This is a genomic window from Pseudomonas fluorescens, assembly GCF_001902145.1.
In the GTDB taxonomy this organism is placed as follows: domain Bacteria; phylum Pseudomonadota; class Gammaproteobacteria; order Pseudomonadales; family Pseudomonadaceae; genus Aquipseudomonas; species Aquipseudomonas fluorescens_BV.
Map to the genome: position 1 here is coordinate 794,715 of NZ_MRST01000027.1, position 15,697 is coordinate 810,411.

Consider the following 15,697-nt stretch of genomic DNA (forward strand, 5'->3'; position numbering starts at 1 on the left):
GCCCTTCAATGTCCTTCGCTGAGCAACTAACCCGCCTGCAAGCCTTCCTCGACGCCGATGAGCTGCATGACGAGGCGCTGGACTACGTGGCCGCCCACGGCTACCTGACCGCCCTGTCGATCTGCTCCGACCCCGTCCCGGACCGTGAATGGATCGACGCGCTGTTCGCTGAAGAGCCTCATTACAGCGACGACGCCCAGCGCGAAGAAATCGAATCCACCCTGCTCGCCCTCAAGGCGCACATCGCGCGCCAACTGGCCTCCGACGAAGAGTTCGAGCTGCCGTGTGAGCTGGACCTGGGCGACGATCCGGATGACTCCGACCTGCGCGGCTGGTGCATCGGCTTCATGGAAGGCGTGTTCCTGCGCGAAGCCGCCTGGTTCGAAACCGCCGAAGAAGAAGTCAGCGAAATGCTGCTGCCGATCATGGTCGGTTCGGGCCTGTTCGAAGAGGAGGCAGAGTTCTCCGACATCGCCGCCGACGCCAACCTGATGGACGACATGATCGTGCAGATCCCGGAAGCCCTGACCGCGCTGTACCTGCTGTGCAACGCGCCTGACGAAAAACCGGCGATCCTCAAGCCACGCCACCACTGAGTCGCTTGCCCGTGGCACCCATGGGCAACCGTCCACTGCTCCTGCGCTATGCGCTGCTGGCCATCGGCTGGCTAAGCGTAGCGCTGGGAGTCATCGGTATTTTCCTGCCGGTATTGCCGACCACACCCTTCCTGCTACTCGCCGCCGCCTGCTTCGCTCGCAGCTCCCCGCGCTTCTACCACTGGCTGGTGGAACACCCCCGCCTGGGACCCTGGGTGCGCGATTACCTGGACGGCAATGGCATCCCGCTCAAAGGCAAGGTCTACGCCATCGGCTTGATGTGGCTGAGCATCTCGATTTCCTGCTACCTGGTACCACTGCCATGGGCCCGGGGCTTTATGCTGACCAGTGCGGTGCTGGTGACGATCTACATCCTGCGCCAGAAAACCCTGCCGCCACGCTGAGCGCCACCTGCGACATTCGATCCCACACGACCTTGGTCGACACTGACTAACTCCAGGCATCATGCGAGACTGTCCAACCGGGCCTGGAATGCCCGGGTGTTCTTATGCTCGGAGTTACCATGACGCTGTCCAGCGGGCTGATCGCCGCCGTTGCCCTGGCCTATATGGCCACTATGTTTGCCATCGCCTTTTACGGTGACCGCCGCCATGCGCCGCTGCCGCCGCGCGTGCGTGCCTGGGTGTATAGCCTGTCGCTGGCGGTGTACTGCACCAGTTGGACCTTCTTCGGCGCCGTAGGCCAAGCGGCCGAACAACTGTGGGCATTCTTGCCGATCTACCTGGGACCTGTGCTGTTGCTGGTGCTGGCACCCTGGGTGCTGCAAAAGATGATCCTGATCAGCAAGCAGGAAAACATCACCTCCATCGCCGACTTTATCGCCGCCCGCTACGGCAAGTCCCAGTCCCTGGCGGTGGTAGTGGCGCTGATCTGCCTGGTCGGCGTGCTGCCCTATATCGCGCTGCAGCTCAAAGGCATCGTGCTGGGCGTGAACCTGCTGATCGGCGCCGGCCCCGACACCACCGGCACCCGCGCCCAGGACACGGCCTTGATCGTGTCGCTGGTATTGGCGCTGTTTACCATCGTGTTCGGTACACGCAACCTCGACGCCACCGAACACCATCGCGGCATGGTGCTGGCGATTGCCTTTGAGTCGCTGGTCAAGCTGTTCGCTTTTCTCGCCGTCGGTGCGTTTGTCACCTACGGCTTGTACGACGGTTTCGGCGATCTGTTCAGCCAGGCGATGCTCGCCCCGCGCCTGGAGGAATACTGGAAAGAGACCATCAACTGGCCTTCGATGGTGGTACAGACCGGCGTCGCCATGATGGCGATCATCTGCCTGCCGCGACAATTTCATGTGACGGTGGTGGAGAACATCGACCCCCAGGATTTGCGCCTGGCCAAGTGGGTGTTCCCGGCTTACTTGATCCTCGCGGCACTGTTCGTGGTGCCCATCGCCCTGGGCGGCAAGATGCTGCTGCCAAGCTCAGTGTTGCCGGACTCCTATGTGATCAGCCTGCCGATGGCCGAGGCCCATCCGGCCCTCGCCGTGCTGGCATTCATTGGCGGTGCTTCAGCGGCCACCGGCATGGTCATCGTGGCGAGCATCGCCTTGTCGACCATGGTCTCCAACGACATGCTGCTGCCCTGGCTGTTGCGCCGTTCCAGCGCCGAGCGGCCATTCGAAGTCTTCCGCCACTGGATGCTGTCGGTTCGCCGGGTAAGCATTGTGATCATCCTGCTGCTGGCGTACGTGAGCTACCGCCTGCTGGGCTCCACCGCCAGCCTGGCGACCATCGGCCAGATCGCCTTTGCCGCTGTGACCCAACTGGCCCCGGCGATGCTCGGTGCGCTCTATTGGAAGCAGGCCAACCGGCGCGGGGTGTTTGCCGGCTTGGCAGCCGGCACCTTCCTGTGGTTCTACACCTTGGTACTGCCGGTGACGGCGAAAAGTCTGGGCTGGTCGCTCAGCCTTTTCCCCGGCCTGACCTGGATGCACTCCCACCCGTTCGGGCTGTCGGTCACCTCGCTGACCTTGGGCACCGTGTTTTCATTGGCAGGTAACTTCACCCTCTTTGTGTGGGTGTCGATGCTGTCGCGCACACGGGTTTCCGAGCACTGGCAGGCAGGCCGTTTTATCGGCCAGGAAATCAGCCAGCGTGCGAGTGCGCGCTCCATGCTGTCGGTGCAGATCAGCGACCTGCTCAGCCTGGCGGCACGCTTCGTCGGGGAAGAACGGGCCCAGCAGAGTTTTATTCGCTTCGCCTATCGCCAGGGCAAAGGCTTCAACCCCAACCAGAATGCCGATAACGATTGGATCGCCCACACCGAACGCTTGCTGGCCGGCGTACTCGGGGCCTCCTCGACGCGGGCAGTGGTGAAAGCGGCGATTGAAGGGCGGGAAATGCAACTGGAGGACGTGGTCCGTATCGCCGACGAAGCCTCGGAAGTGCTGCAGTTCAACCGCGCCCTGTTGCAAGGTGCCATTGAGAACATCACCCAGGGCATCAGCGTGGTGGACCAGTCGCTCAAGCTGGTGGCCTGGAACCGGCGCTACCTGGAATTGTTCAACTATCCGGACGGCTTGATCAGCGTCGGCCGGCCGATTGCAGACATCATTCGCTACAACGCCGAACGCGGCCTGTGTGGCCCCGGCGAAGCGCAAGTGCACGTGGCGCGTCGCCTGCACTGGATGCGCCAGGGGCGTGCGCACACCTCCGAGCGCCTGTTCCCCAATGGCCGGGTGATCGAGTTGATCGGCAACCCGATGCCCGGCGGCGGGTTTGTCATGAGCTTCACCGACATCACCGCGTTCCGCGAAGCCGAACAAGCGCTGACCGAGGCCAACGAGGGCCTTGAGCAGCGGGTGACCGAGCGCACCCATGAACTGTCGCAACTGAACGTGGCCCTCACCGACGCCAAGGGCGTGGCCGAATCCGCCAGCCAGTCGAAGACGCGGTTTCTGGCGGCAGTGAGCCATGACCTGATGCAACCGCTGAACGCTGCGCGGCTGTTTTCCGCCGCCCTCTCCCACCAGACCGATGGCCTGTCCGGCGAGGCTCGGCAGTTGGTGCAACACCTGGACAGCTCGCTGCGCTCGGCTGAAGACTTGATCAGTGATTTGCTGGATATTTCGCGCCTGGAAAACGGCAAGATCAATCCACAACGCCAGCCTTTTGTCCTCAACGAGTTGTTCGACACCCTGGGCGCAGAATTCAAGGCACTGGCCCAGGAGCAACACTTGCGCTTCCGCTGGCGCGGCAGCCGTTTGCGAATGGACAGCGACATCAAGCTGCTGCGGCGTATTTTGCAGAACTTTCTGACCAATGCATTCCGTTATGCCGACGGCCCGGTGCTGCTGGGCGTACGTCGTCGCAAGGGCGAACTCTGCCTGGAGGTCTGGGATCGCGGTCCTGGTATTGCGCCCGATAAACAAAAGGTGATCTTCGAAGAGTTCAAGCGCCTGGACAGCCACCAGACCCGTGCCGAAAAGGGCCTGGGCCTGGGCCTGGCGATTGCCGACGGCCTGTGCCGCGTGCTGGGCCATCGCCTGAGCGTGCGCTCCTGGCCGGGCAAAGGCAGCGTCTTCAGCGTGTGCGTGCCGCTCGCCCGTAACCAGGCCAGCGTGCAACCCAAGGCGCCGGCAGAAACCGGCCTGCCCTTGAGTGGCGCACGAGTGCTGTGTGTGGATAACGAAGACAGCATCCTGATCGGCATGCGCAGCCTGCTCACGCGCTGGGGCTGTGAAGTCTGGACGGCTGCCAACCAGGCCGAATGCGCGGCATTGCTGGCCGAGGGTATCCGCCCGCAACTGGCGTTGGTGGATTACCACCTGGACCACGGCGAAACCGGTACCGAGTTGATGGGCTGGCTGCGTGCGCAACTGGCCGAGCCGATTCCCGGCGTAGTGATCAGCGCCGATGGGCGACCGGAGATGGTGGCCGAGGTGCATGGGGCGGGGTTGGATTACTTGGCCAAACCGGTGAAGCCGGCGGCGTTGCGGGCGCTATTGAGCAGACACCTGCCCCTGTAGGAGCGAGCTTGCTCGCGAAAAACGTCAACGATAACGCGTGTTTCCTGAATAAACGCGGCGCCTATGAGTTTTTCGCGAGCAAGCTCGCTCCTACAATTTAGCCCCGTATTTATTCCGGGAGATGCGCCACGCCATCCGAATCGGTCATCGCCCGCTCCAGCAGATCCGCCGGCAAGCTCTTACTGGCGCGGGCGCCGAGCAACCTTAATTGCTCGGTACGGCTGACCAGGTTCCCACGCCCATCCGTCAGCTTGTTGCGCGCCGCGCTGTAGGCCTTGTCCAACTGTTGTAGCCGGTTGCCCACTTCGTCCAGGTCCTGGATAAACAGCACGAACTTGTCATACAGCCAACCGGCACGCTCGGCAATTTCCCGTGCGTTCTGGCTCTGGCGCTCCTGCTTCCACAGGCTGTCGATCACGCGCAGGGTGGCGAGCAGAGTCGTAGGGCTGACGATCACGATATGGCGGTCAAAGGCTTCCTGGAACAGGTTGGGCTCGGCCTGCAATGCGGCAGAAAAGGCGGCCTCGATCGGTACGAACAGCAGCACGAAATCCAGGCTGTGCAAACCCTCCAGGCGCTTGTAGTCCTTGCCGGCCAAGCCTTTGACATGATTGCGCAGGGACAGCACGTGTTGCTTCAAGGCGGCCTGGCCAATCACTTCGTCATCCGCCGCGACGTACTGTTGATAGGCGGTCAAGCTGACCTTGGAGTCGACCACCACCTGCTTGTCGCCCGGCAACATAATCAGCACGTCAGGCTGGAAACGCTCGCCATCCGGGCCTTTGAGGCTGACCTGGGTCTGGTACTCACGGCCCTTCTCCAGGCCCGCATGCTCCAGCACCCGTTCAAGAATCAGCTCACCCCAGTTACCCTGGGTTTTCTGGCCCTTTAGGGCGCGGGTCAGGTTGGTGGCTTCGTCCGACAAACGCAGGTTCAATTGCTGCAGGCGCTCAAGCTCTTTGGCCAGGGAAAAGCGCTCACGGGCTTCGTTCTGGTAGCTTTCTTCGACACGTTTCTCGAACGACTGGATACGTTCCTTGAGCGGGTCCAGAAGTTGACCAAGGCGTTCTTGGCTGGTTTCGGCAAAGCGTTGCTCACGCTCGTCGAAGATCTTGCCGGCCAACTCGGCAAATTGCGCACGCAGTTCGTCTCGTGAGCCTTGCAGGTCGGTGAGGCGTTGCTGATGGCTCTCTTGCTGCTCGCGCAATTCGGCGCTCAGGGCCGCGGCCAAGGCGTCGAGGCGACGCAGTTCGGTTTCTTTGGCGCTGCGGTCGAGGTTCCAGGCGTGCGCGGCATCGCGGGCGTTATCGCGGTCGATCTGCAACAACTCGACTTCACGGCGCAGCGCCGCCAGGTCGGCTTGTTTGGCAGCATTGGCCTGGCTCAGGTCACTGATCTCATCGCGGCTGGCGTCCAGTTGGGCGGCGAGCCCTTCCTGGGCCAGTTGTGCGGTCGCCAGGCGTTCCTCCAGCAGCTCCCAGCCGGTGGTGCGTGCGGTCAGGCGCCGCTGGAGTTGCCAGCACAATGCCAGTAGCGGCACGGCTGCGCCCACAAGACCCAAGGCGATACTGGTCCAGTCAAACACCATAACCATTTCTGCCATCACCGAAAAAGATCAAGGGTAACCAAGCCCAGCGCCGGAGGACAGCTCAGTCTTCGACCTGGCCCAGTTCGCGCTGGGCGCAACGGTCGCCGGCGCGAGCGGCCGAACGCAACAAATCATGGCCAATGCGCCGATCACGGGCGTTTCCGCACTCACGGCACATCAGTTGGCCAAGGCGACTCTGGGCGGCCACCACGCCTTCCCGGGCGGGCTGCTTGAGCAAGCGTCCGGCAAGATGCTTGATATTAGTGCTCTGCCCCAAGCGGGGGCTATCGAGCAGCCACAAAGCGACCTTCAAGGAAAAACGCTTGGGGGCGGTAACAGTTTGGGGCGTGTCGGTAACAGAAGGTGATACTGAGCGAAACTTCATATAGCACTGTGGGGCAGAACGGAAGGCGCGCCACTCTACTCTTTTTTTCGTACAGGTAAAGCTGAAAAAACCGTGCACGCCCGTCCTAGAGCAAGCGCTCGGGACAATCCACAGAAGCTGTGGATAACTCAGTGGACAACCCCCCATGAACAGGCGCAAAGCCCCATGGAACGGGGGCCGCAGTCAAACTGACGATTTTTTCACCAATAAATAAAAGCGAGATTTTTCATTGACTTAAATTTTGATTACAGGCAAATGGGCGCACTTGCACATCAGTGGCGGCAGGGTTACACCCTTGGCCACAAATGTGCACAAGTCCCGATCGACTGGTTATATCGTCGGCGTTTTTTGATTCAACTCCGGTTAAACATGTTACTGACCGGGCAAACCCGAGGGCTTTTCAAATCCGCCTCGGCTCGCCACACTGCGCCACCGACAATGCAAACCAGGTAGGGCCGATGAAAGGAATTCTGATATTCGCCGGGCTGCTACTGGCCATCTGCGCGATCTCCCTGGGAATCAATGCCGCGCTCCCCTCTCCAGACGGCGCACTGTTCGCCATTGCTATCTTGCTGTCAGCCGCCTTTACCGCTGTGATCCTGTGTATCGAACTCAGTGACGGAAGGATCAATGACATGCGCGAGGTGATCCATATGGTCGAGACCGGCCAGTCCTTGCGACTGACGCTCGCCGCCTACGGGCTGGGGTGCGCACTGGCCGCGTCCATGACCGTGCTGGTCTATCGCGAGTTGCTCGGCGGCTGATCGAAGTTTTTTTGCAATCGGCCTTCCCTTCCCTGTTTCAATCCGTTACTATCCGCGGCGTTAGTACCAAGCTGAAAGTCAATTCTGGTCGAACACGTCCCCTGAACCACATGGGATCGGCCACCTCGATGGTTTCCAGGTATTCCTTGCGACGACACTGCCTTTGAACAAGCAAAGGGTGTCGCGAAGTTCCAATACTCTGACCGAACCAACCTGCAAATTGATCAGGATCTTCACCCCGGGCCCAGAACCTTTGCCCCTGTTGTGTTGCCTGCCCTCCTAAGTACCTACCTGCCAGCCCAAGCGCGCCTAATTCAATAGCGCTTCAAACTGGCTGCTTTGTTCCAGTCGGGTTCTTCGTTTGATCAATGGTGATCAGCGTTACTGGAACGTTTTAACGTTGCACGGTTCTTATCCGTGTCATTTGTAGGAACACCAATAATATGAACGCTCAAATCCACACTCAGGATGCCATTCGCACCCTCACCAACGCTTTTGCCCCAATGAACTGCCTGATCATGGCCGCTCGCAAAGGCTGCTTCAGCTTCACCCTGGTCAACGAACACGGCATCGCTCGTCACAGCGAACGCCTGTACCCCGATCAATACTCCAGCGCAGAACCGCTGCAGGCCGTGATCGATCGTACCCGTCAGGCACTCACCGCCTGATCGACCCGCGTCGCTGAAACCTCAAAAAACCCTGTTTGAATAACAGGGTTTTTTATTGCCTGGAATTTGGGCTTGAGTCCGTGGCGCTAAGTACAAATCGATATAAACGTTATAACCGATTGCAGAAGATGTTTTAAAAACAGTCCTTTACATCGGGAATATGACACTACACTTCAACTCAAGCGGCATGATCCGCTTACGACGGGCCTGAGATCCGATTCATTGCTGCCAAGCTCCCCTTCTCAGGCTCGTCCACTCTTTGCAAGGACTGAGGCTCGTATGGGTATTGCCGCCAGTGAATTGTGTCGTTATGTGATCCGGCCGACGCTGATGTACCTCGGCCGTCACAGCTCGACAGCCGAATCCCTGCTGCTGGGCATTGCCGCCAGCCAGTCAGAACTGGGCTCGGCGCTGCATGACCGGCGCGGCCATGGCCTCTACAGCATCACCGAACCACGCCACCGCGCCCTCTGGGATGACTACCTGGCCCTGGACCCGGAACGCGCCAGCCTGGTGCGCGGGCTGGCCAGCCAACATGCGTTCCTCAGCGCGCCTCAGTTGGAGTTGACGGTGAACCTGCGCTACGCCACGGCCATCGCCTGGTTGCTGGTGGAACAACAGCGCCCTGCCCTACCCCCACCCGGCGATGTGCTGGCCATGGCGCGTATCTGGAAAGAAATATTCCATCCACAAGGCCGCCTGCGAGATTTCACCCAAGCGTGGCAAACCTGTGTAAGCCCCATGAAACAGGCAGCTTGCTGACCGGGCAAATTGCAAGATTCGGCAAAAACCGGCAATCTTGGTCGGATTGTCCTACAAAACCGCTCTATCTCCCGCATTACAGCCTATAGCGCGATGTGAAATTTATTGATACTTTCCGCAGCGGTGATCACACGGAGTTCTAATAATGAAAAAAGTAATGCTCAAGACCACACTTAGCCTCGCCGTTGCCATGGCATCCTCCCAACTGTTCGCCAGCGGCTTTGCCCTCAACGAACAGAGCGTCAGCGGGATGGGTACCGGTTTCGCAGGTCGCTCTTCTTCTGCCGATGATGCGAGCACTGTGTTCGGTAACCCTGCCGGTATGGCACGCCTGGAAGGCCAACAGATCACCGGTGGCGTTGCAGCCATTGATGCCTCCACCGATATCAGCAATGTCAGCGGCCGCTCCGCTGGCAGCAACAAAGGCGATATGGTGCCGTTCACTGCCGTGCCTTTCGGTTTCTACACCAATAAACTCAACGACCAGTGGGCTGTCGGCTTCGGCGTCTATGCGCCGTTCGGCCTGGTGACCGACTACGAAAGCGGCTTCCAGGGCCGTGGCTTTGGCAGCAAGAGCGAAGTGAAAGTCATCACCTTGCAACCGACCGTCAGCTACGCCTTCAACGATCGCGTTTCCGTGGGTTTTGGCCCGACTATCAACCGCATCGCTGGCACCCTGGAATCGGACCTGACGCTGAACCCTCGCGCGCCAGACACCAATATCAAGATCAAGGGTGACGACACCGCGCTGGGCTTCAACATCGGCGTGCTGGTCCAGGCCACCGATACCACCCGTGTCGGCCTGACCTACCACTCCAAGGTCAGCTACAAGCTGGACGGCCACACGGAAGTCACCGCACCGACAGCGACCTCGCCGTTCCTGCGCAGCAACCGCTATGACGCCTCGCTGAAAATCGACACACCTGAGTCCTACGACCTGTCCGTCACTCAAGACCTGACCGACGCATGGAAACTCTATGCCGGTGCGACCTGGACACGCTGGAGCCGCCTGAAAGACATCACCGTCAAGAACGAAGGCGTCAGCGCCGCTACCGGAGGCGCGCTTGCCCCAGGCCTGGTCGGCACGATCAAGGAAGACCAGAACTGGCACGACACCTGGGCCTACGCCGTGGGTACTTCGTACCAGCTCACCAAACAAGTGGTACTGCGTACCGGCCTGACATTCGACCAGTCGCCTACCAACAACACGGATCGCTCGCCGCGCATCCCGACCGGCGACCGTACTATCTTCAGCCTGGGCCTGGGCTACCAGGTCATGGATAACATGACCATCGACCTGGCCTACTCCTACCTGAAGGAAGAGGACGTCAAGATTTCGCGCTCCAACCAATTGGCCAGCTACAACGCCAAGTATGAAAACAGCGCCAACGGTTTCGGCTTGGGCATGACCTACAAGTTCTAACCCGCACGCGTAAAAAAAAGCCCCGCGCTCCTGTGAAGGAGGCGGGGCTTTTGTTTGGCTGGCGATCAGGGTTTGGAAGCCAATGCCTGTTCCACCGCCTTGATCAGCTCCGGACTGTCCGGCTTGGTCAGGCTGGAAAAACTGGCAACCAGATTGCCCTGGCGATCCACCACATACTTGTAGAAGTTCCACTTCGGCGCAGCGGCCTGCTGCGCAAGCATCTTGAACAGATGCACCGCATCCGGCCCCTTGACCTTCTGCGGCTCGGTCATGGTGAAGGTCACGCCATAATTCACGTAGCAGACCTTGGCGGTTTCTTCCCCGGTCTTGGCTTCCTGCTTGAAGTCATCGGACGGCACGCCGATCACTTCCAGGCCTTCGCCCTTGTAGCGCTGATACAACGCTTCCAGGCCTTTGAATTGCGGGGCAAAGCCGCAGAAGCTCGCCGTGTTGACGATCACCAAGGGTTTGCCAGCGAATTGCTGGCACAGGTCGATGGATTCCTTGGCCCGCAGCTTGGGCAATTGGCCCTCCAGCAACGGTGGGCAACTGGCGGCCATCGCCACGCTACCAATAGCCATCAGGACGGGTACAGCGAGCCAGCGCATCTGCATGTCAAAAGTCCTTGAGTCAGTTCAGACCCACAACTTAGCAGATCGCCATGCCCAGTTGCATCAATGCCAGGCCGCCCCGCTGCCAGCCCCACCAGGCCAGCAGCAACAGCCCCAGCGCCGCCGCCAACAGCATAAGACGCGCTGTCATGCTCATGCCGCCTCCATCTGCGCCTGAATACGTGCCACCGGCCGCTCACGCACCGGCCAATTCAGCGCGGCGGCGAGCAGGCTGAGTAAAATTGCCACCTGCCAGATCAAATCGTAGCTGCCGGTTCGATCATAGACCACCCCGCCCAGCCACCCGCCGAGGAACGAGCCAAGCTGGTGGAACAGAAACACAATCCCGCCGAGCATCGAGAGGTTACGCACTCCAAACAGGGTCGCGACGGTGCCATTGGTCAGCGGCACCGTGGACAACCACAGGAATCCCATCGCCATGCCAAACAGATACGCCGTGACTTCGGTGACCGGCGCCCACAGGAACAACACAATCACTACCGCCCGCAACAGGTACAAGCCGGTGAGCAGACGCGGCTTGGACATGCGGCCACCGAGCCAACCCGCCGTGTAGGTGCCAAATACGTTGAACAGGCCAATCAAGGCCAGCACCGTGGTGCCCACCGTGGCTGGCAGGTGCTGGTCGACCAGGTACGCCGGCAAGTGCACACCGATAAACACCACTTGGAAACCGCACACAAAAAAGCCGAACGACAGCAGCCAGAAGCCGGAGTGAGAACAGGCCTCTTTCAGCGCTTCGCCCAGGGTTTGCTGGCCCACCGTGACCGCCAGCGGCCGGTCCTTGAGCATGGCGACCAGCGGCAGGATCAACGCCACCATCAAGCCCAGCGCCAGCAACGCTGCCGACCAGCCGAGCCAACCAATCAAGCCGAGGGTGCCGGGCACCATGGCGAACTGGCCGAACGACCCTGCCGCACTGGCAATGCCCATGGCCATGCTGCGTTTTTCGGGCGCTACGGCGCGGCCGACCACGCCGAGGATCACCGAGAACGAGGTGCCGGACAGGCCAATGCCAATCAGCAAGCCTGCGCTCAACGACAGTGACCAGGCAGAGTCAGACATGCCCATCAGCACCAGGCCGACGGCGTACAACACCCCGCCGACAAACACCGCCTTGGTCGCGCCGAAACGGTCGGCCAAGGCCCCGGTAAACGGCTGCGCCAAGCCCCAGATCAGATTCTGCAAGGCGATGGCAAAGGCAAAGGTTTCACGCCCCCAACCGAATTCGCTGCTCATCGGCGCCAGGAACAGGCCAAAGCCATGCCGTACGCCCAAGGACAACGCCAGGATCAGCGCACTCCCTAAAAGGACCCAACCACTGGTGCGCCACATCGAGGTCATTTCTTATTCTCCGTTCGCGGGTATATACCCGCTTGTAGTCGAACAAACCGCCGTTCAGGCGAGTTCATCCAGCAAGGCCAACAACATTTCGCGCTTTTCGGCGCCGAGCTTATCAATCAATTTCTGTTGCGCCGCTTCCCAGGCCGGTAACGCGGCAGTCAGCCGCTCTTGCCCCGTGGCAGTCAACACTACCAGGCGATTGCGTAAATCGTCGCCCTCCACCAACTGCACCAGCCCCTCACCTTCCAGGACGCGCAGGTTGCGCCCCAGGGTGCTGCGATCCAGGCCCATGGCGTCCGCCAGGCTGGAAATGCTCGGTTGATCGAGGCGCTGCAGGTTGCACAGCAAAGAATACTGGGCAACGTTGATCCCGAAGCCGTCGAGAGCGCCGTCGTAGTGCCTGCTGACGCCACGAGCGGCACGTCGCAGGTTGGTGCATAAACATTGGGAGGCAAGCATAGAGCGTGTATATACCCGGAGTTAACCAATTGCAAGAAAGGGTTACAGCGCCAGCCCGACCAGCACCGCGACTTCAAGCAGCTCCAGCAGTGCGCCAGCAGTGTCGCCCGTGGTGCCGCCCAGACGCTTGACCATCAACTGGCGCAGCCATACGAAACACAGGGCGGCCAGCAACACCGCGATGCCGCCGCTGAAACCGCCGATCAGAATGCAGGCCAACCCGCTGAGGATCAGCACCTGTTGGCCGACAATTCGCGGCAGATGGTCTGACAGTGCCTGGCCCAATCCGCCCGCCCGCACATAGCGCGTGGTGAGAAACAGCGCCAGCATCGAAGCGCGTCCGATCAGGGGCGCCAGGATCAAGGCGGCGCCATTGTGTTGCTCGATCAACGCCACCAAGGCACTGAACTTGAGCAGCAGCACCAGCCCCAGGGTGACCACCGCAATGGGGCCGCTGCGCGGGTCTTTCATGATGCTGAGGGTGCGCTCGCGATCGCCAAAACCGCCCAGCCAGGCATCGGCGCTGTCGGCCAGGCCGTCCAGGTGCAGGCCACCGCTGAGCAACACCCAGGCCGTGAGCAGCAATGCGGCGTGCAACAGCAACGGGGCACCCTGCAACACCTGGTTGAGGCCCCATAACAGCACGCCGAACAGCAACCCTACCAACGGATAAAACAGCAACGAACGGCCCAGCTCTTGAGGCTGCGGCATGCCCGGCAAGCGAATGGGCAGGCTGCTGAGAAATTGCAGGGCGATCCAGAACGGCAGCATCGTCAGCGTCCTTCCTTCAACACGCCATCGGCTTCAACCTGCAGGCCGAACAAGGCGCCGTGACCCACTTCGACATTCAGCAGTTGCTCACGAGGCAACCTTCGCGCCTGAGCCAGCAGCAGGCGCATCACACCGCCATGACTGATCAACAGCACCCGCTGACCCGCATAGGCCTGATGCAGCCGGGCGACAGCGCCAAGCACGCGCTCGGAAAACTGGATGACAGGCTCACCCTCCGGTGGCGTGAAGCCATAGGGGTTGGCCCAGAACAAGCCCAGCCCTTCGGCATCCGTGTTCATCAACGCGGCTGCGCTCTGCCCTTCCCAGGTGCCGAAGTGAAGCTCCTGCAAGTCAGGCTCCAGACTCACCGGCAAAGCAAGTTGCGTCCCCAGCTCCTGGGCGAACAGAGCGCAGCGTTGCAGCGGCGAGCTGATCAGCCGATCCCACGGCCCTTGCCCCACCACTGCGTCGCGCATCTGCTGCCAGCCGTTGGCTGTCAGCGCATCGTCCAGGCTGCCACGCAGGCCGCCGCCCAGTTCGGTTTCACCGTGGCGCAGCAGGTCCAGGCGCAAGGTCATGCGGGGCGGTCCGCCACAGCGGCTTCGGCGAAGGTCGCCATCTGCCCGTGCAGCGCACACGCCAGGCGCAACAAGGGCACCGCCAACGCCGCGCCGCTGCCTTCGCCCAGGCGCAGGCCCAGTTCCAGCAACGGTTGCGCATCGAGGCTGTGCAGCACATGGCGATGGCCCGGCTCGGCCCCCCGATGGCCGAACACCAGCCATTGGCGGCACGCCGGGTTCAAGCGCACCGCCACCAGCGCGGCCACGCTGCAGATGAACCCATCCACCAGCACCACGATGCCTTCCTGGGCGCAGGCCAGGTAGGCGCCAACCAAGGCAGCAATTTCAAAACCGCCGAGATTGAACAGGGTTTGCAACGCATCGCCGCGCTGACCGGCGTGCAACGCCAAGGCGCGCTCGATGACCGCGACCTTATGGCTGACCCCTGCGGCGTTCAAACCGGTACCAGGGCCTGTCAGGTCAGTGACCTGGCAATCCAGCAATGCGCAGGCCAAGGCACTGGCCGCGGTGGTGTTGCCGATGCCCATCTCGCCGCCGATAAACAGCTGCGCGCCGCCTTCCAGGGCGCGGTGTGCGCTGTCTCGCCCGGCTTGCAGGGCCAGTTGCCCCTGGGACTGGGTCATCGCCGGGCCATGGACAAAGTTAGCCGTGCCCGCGCCGATATTCAGGTGACGAACGCCGGGCAAATCCAGGGACGGCGTGACCGTGCCGAGGTCAACTACTTCCAATTGCGCTTCCAGCTGCCGCGCCAACACGCTGATTGCCGCACCACCGGTGACGAAGTTTTGCAGCATCTGCCCGGTCACCGCCTGGGGAAATGCCGACACGCCTTCAGCGACCACGCCGTGATCGCCGGCAAAAATCGCGATCCACAGGTGATCCACCGACGGTTTGACCTGGCCCTGCAAACTCGCCAACTGCACCGCCAGGGCCTCCAACTGGCCGAGGGAGCCGGCGGGCTTGGTCAACTGCTGCTGGCGCGCCAGCGCCTGTTCGTGGGCCGTGGTATCCACCGCCTTGCAGGGGTTGAGCCACCAGGAATCGGTCATAACGCAGTACCTTTCAAAGTCAGGGGCAGGCCGGCAACCGTCAGCACAACGCGCTGACATCGCTCGGCCAAGGCTTGATGCAGCCAACCGGCTTCATCCACATAACGGCGAGTCAATTCGCCCAGCGGCACGACACCCAGGCCGGTCTCGTTGCTGACAAAAATGATTTCCCCCGGCAGCGAGGCCAGGGTTTGCAGCAGTTGATCACGCTCGCACGCAAGACGCGCCGAGTCTTCGAGCATCAGAAGATTGGTGAGCCATAAGGTCAGGCAATCCACCAGCAGGCAGCGATCAGTGGCGGCGTTTTCGCGCAGCACACGCGCCAGCTCGATGGGCTCCTCAACCAGGCCCCAATGGTCGGGGCGACGCTGGCGGTGCAGCGCCACGCGCTCGTTCATCTCACCGTCGAGCGGCTGGCTGGTGGCGATATAAATGACGGCAAGCCCGCTCTCTGCGGCAAGCTTTTCGGCCAAGCGGCTCTTGCCCGAACGGGCGCCGCCGAGGATTAATTGATACATGCAAAGGCCCCTGGCAAACGATGTGGGAGCGGGTTTGCTCGCCAATAGGGTGCATCAGTGAATGCACCTATGGCTGACCCACCGCATTCGCGAGCAAGCCCGCTCCCACAGTTAAGTTGTGGCGTGCCAGGTGGACACGAGGCGGTCGCCAGAGCGCTATCGCAGG

16 protein-coding genes are annotated in these 15,697 nt (G+C 61.2%); 7 read left to right on the plus strand and 9 right to left on the minus strand.

Annotated elements, in window-relative coordinates:
• Positions 1–8 precede the first annotated feature (8 nt).
• The 3 genes from BUE92_RS26785 (at position 9) to BUE92_RS26795 (ending at position 4,590) form a co-directional block, all read left to right on the plus strand.
• A complete protein-coding gene (locus BUE92_RS26785; RefSeq protein ID WP_044268462.1) occupies positions 9–596 on the plus strand; it encodes a UPF0149 family protein in 588 nt (195 codons plus the stop codon).
• 20 nt (positions 597–616) lie between these two features.
• Entirely contained in the window at positions 617–1,000 is a 384-nt protein-coding gene (locus BUE92_RS26790) for a YbaN family protein (RefSeq protein WP_019818414.1), read from the plus strand.
• Positions 1,001–1,119: 119 nt separating this feature from the next.
• Entirely contained in the window at positions 1,120–4,590 is a 3,471-nt protein-coding gene (locus BUE92_RS26795) for a hybrid sensor histidine kinase/response regulator (RefSeq protein WP_073527125.1), read from the plus strand.
• A 109-nt stretch (positions 4,591–4,699) separates the two neighbouring features.
• Here the strand turns inward: BUE92_RS26795 and rmuC are convergent, their stop codons facing one another.
• The gene (gene rmuC, locus BUE92_RS26800; RefSeq protein WP_169918249.1) at positions 4,700–6,064 is read right to left on the minus strand and encodes a DNA recombination protein RmuC; all 1,365 of its coding nucleotides are present in this window, start codon (positions 6,062–6,064) and stop codon (positions 4,700–4,702) included.
• Positions 6,065–6,239: 175 nt separating this feature from the next.
• The gene (locus BUE92_RS26805) at positions 6,240–6,563 is read right to left on the minus strand and encodes a hypothetical protein (RefSeq protein ID WP_073527126.1); all 324 of its coding nucleotides are present in this window, start codon (positions 6,561–6,563) and stop codon (positions 6,240–6,242) included.
• Between the two features lie 458 nt (positions 6,564–7,021).
• Between BUE92_RS26805 and BUE92_RS26810 the strand changes: the two genes are divergently transcribed.
• From BUE92_RS26810 to BUE92_RS26830, 4 genes are all read left to right on the plus strand, one after another.
• The gene (locus tag BUE92_RS26810; protein ID WP_073527127.1) at positions 7,022–7,327 is read left to right on the plus strand and encodes a hypothetical protein; all 306 of its coding nucleotides are present in this window, start codon (positions 7,022–7,024) and stop codon (positions 7,325–7,327) included.
• A gap of 443 nt (positions 7,328–7,770) precedes the next feature.
• Positions 7,771–7,995 carry a hypothetical protein gene (locus tag BUE92_RS26820; protein WP_003193022.1) on the plus strand — a complete coding sequence of 75 codons (225 nt, stop codon included), beginning with the start codon at positions 7,771–7,773 and terminating at the stop codon, positions 7,993–7,995.
• A 279-nt stretch (positions 7,996–8,274) separates the two neighbouring features.
• Positions 8,275–8,757, plus strand: coding sequence for a hypothetical protein (locus BUE92_RS26825; RefSeq protein ID WP_073527128.1), 483 nt, complete (start codon positions 8,275–8,277; stop codon positions 8,755–8,757).
• 145 nt (positions 8,758–8,902) lie between these two features.
• Complete coding sequence (locus BUE92_RS26830; RefSeq protein ID WP_073527129.1) at positions 8,903–10,180, plus strand: OmpP1/FadL family transporter; 1,278 nt, start codon at positions 8,903–8,905, stop codon at positions 10,178–10,180.
• 65 nt (positions 10,181–10,245) lie between these two features.
• Here the strand turns inward: BUE92_RS26830 and BUE92_RS26835 are convergent, their stop codons facing one another.
• From BUE92_RS26835 to cobU, 7 genes are all read right to left on the minus strand, one after another.
• Positions 10,246–10,794, minus strand: a complete 549-nt coding sequence (locus BUE92_RS26835) for a glutathione peroxidase (protein ID WP_073527130.1) — start codon at positions 10,792–10,794, stop codon at positions 10,246–10,248.
• Between the two features lie 150 nt (positions 10,795–10,944).
• Positions 10,945–12,153, minus strand: a complete 1,209-nt coding sequence (locus BUE92_RS26840) for an MFS transporter (protein WP_014719382.1) — start codon at positions 12,151–12,153, stop codon at positions 10,945–10,947.
• Positions 12,154–12,207: 54 nt separating this feature from the next.
• Positions 12,208–12,612 carry a MarR family winged helix-turn-helix transcriptional regulator gene (locus BUE92_RS26845; protein ID WP_034128336.1) on the minus strand — a complete coding sequence of 135 codons (405 nt, stop codon included), beginning with the start codon at positions 12,610–12,612 and terminating at the stop codon, positions 12,208–12,210.
• Positions 12,613–12,654: 42 nt separating this feature from the next.
• Positions 12,655–13,383: an adenosylcobinamide-GDP ribazoletransferase gene (locus tag BUE92_RS26850; protein ID WP_073527131.1), complete on the minus strand. Its 729-nt coding sequence runs from the start codon at positions 13,381–13,383 to the stop codon at positions 12,655–12,657.
• Between the two features lie 2 nt (positions 13,384–13,385).
• Positions 13,386–13,961: an alpha-ribazole phosphatase family protein gene (gene cobC, locus BUE92_RS26855; RefSeq protein WP_073527132.1), complete on the minus strand. Its 576-nt coding sequence runs from the start codon at positions 13,959–13,961 to the stop codon at positions 13,386–13,388.
• Positions 13,958–15,013: a nicotinate-nucleotide--dimethylbenzimidazole phosphoribosyltransferase gene (cobT, locus tag BUE92_RS26860; RefSeq protein WP_073527133.1), complete on the minus strand. Its 1,056-nt coding sequence runs from the start codon at positions 15,011–15,013 to the stop codon at positions 13,958–13,960. The genes cobC and cobT overlap by 4 nt, the downstream gene beginning before the upstream one ends.
• Entirely contained in the window at positions 15,010–15,531 is a 522-nt protein-coding gene (gene cobU, locus BUE92_RS26865; RefSeq protein WP_073527134.1) for a bifunctional adenosylcobinamide kinase/adenosylcobinamide-phosphate guanylyltransferase, read from the minus strand. Before cobU ends, cobT begins: the two co-directional genes overlap by 4 nt.
• Positions 15,532–15,697: the final 166 nt, after the last annotated feature.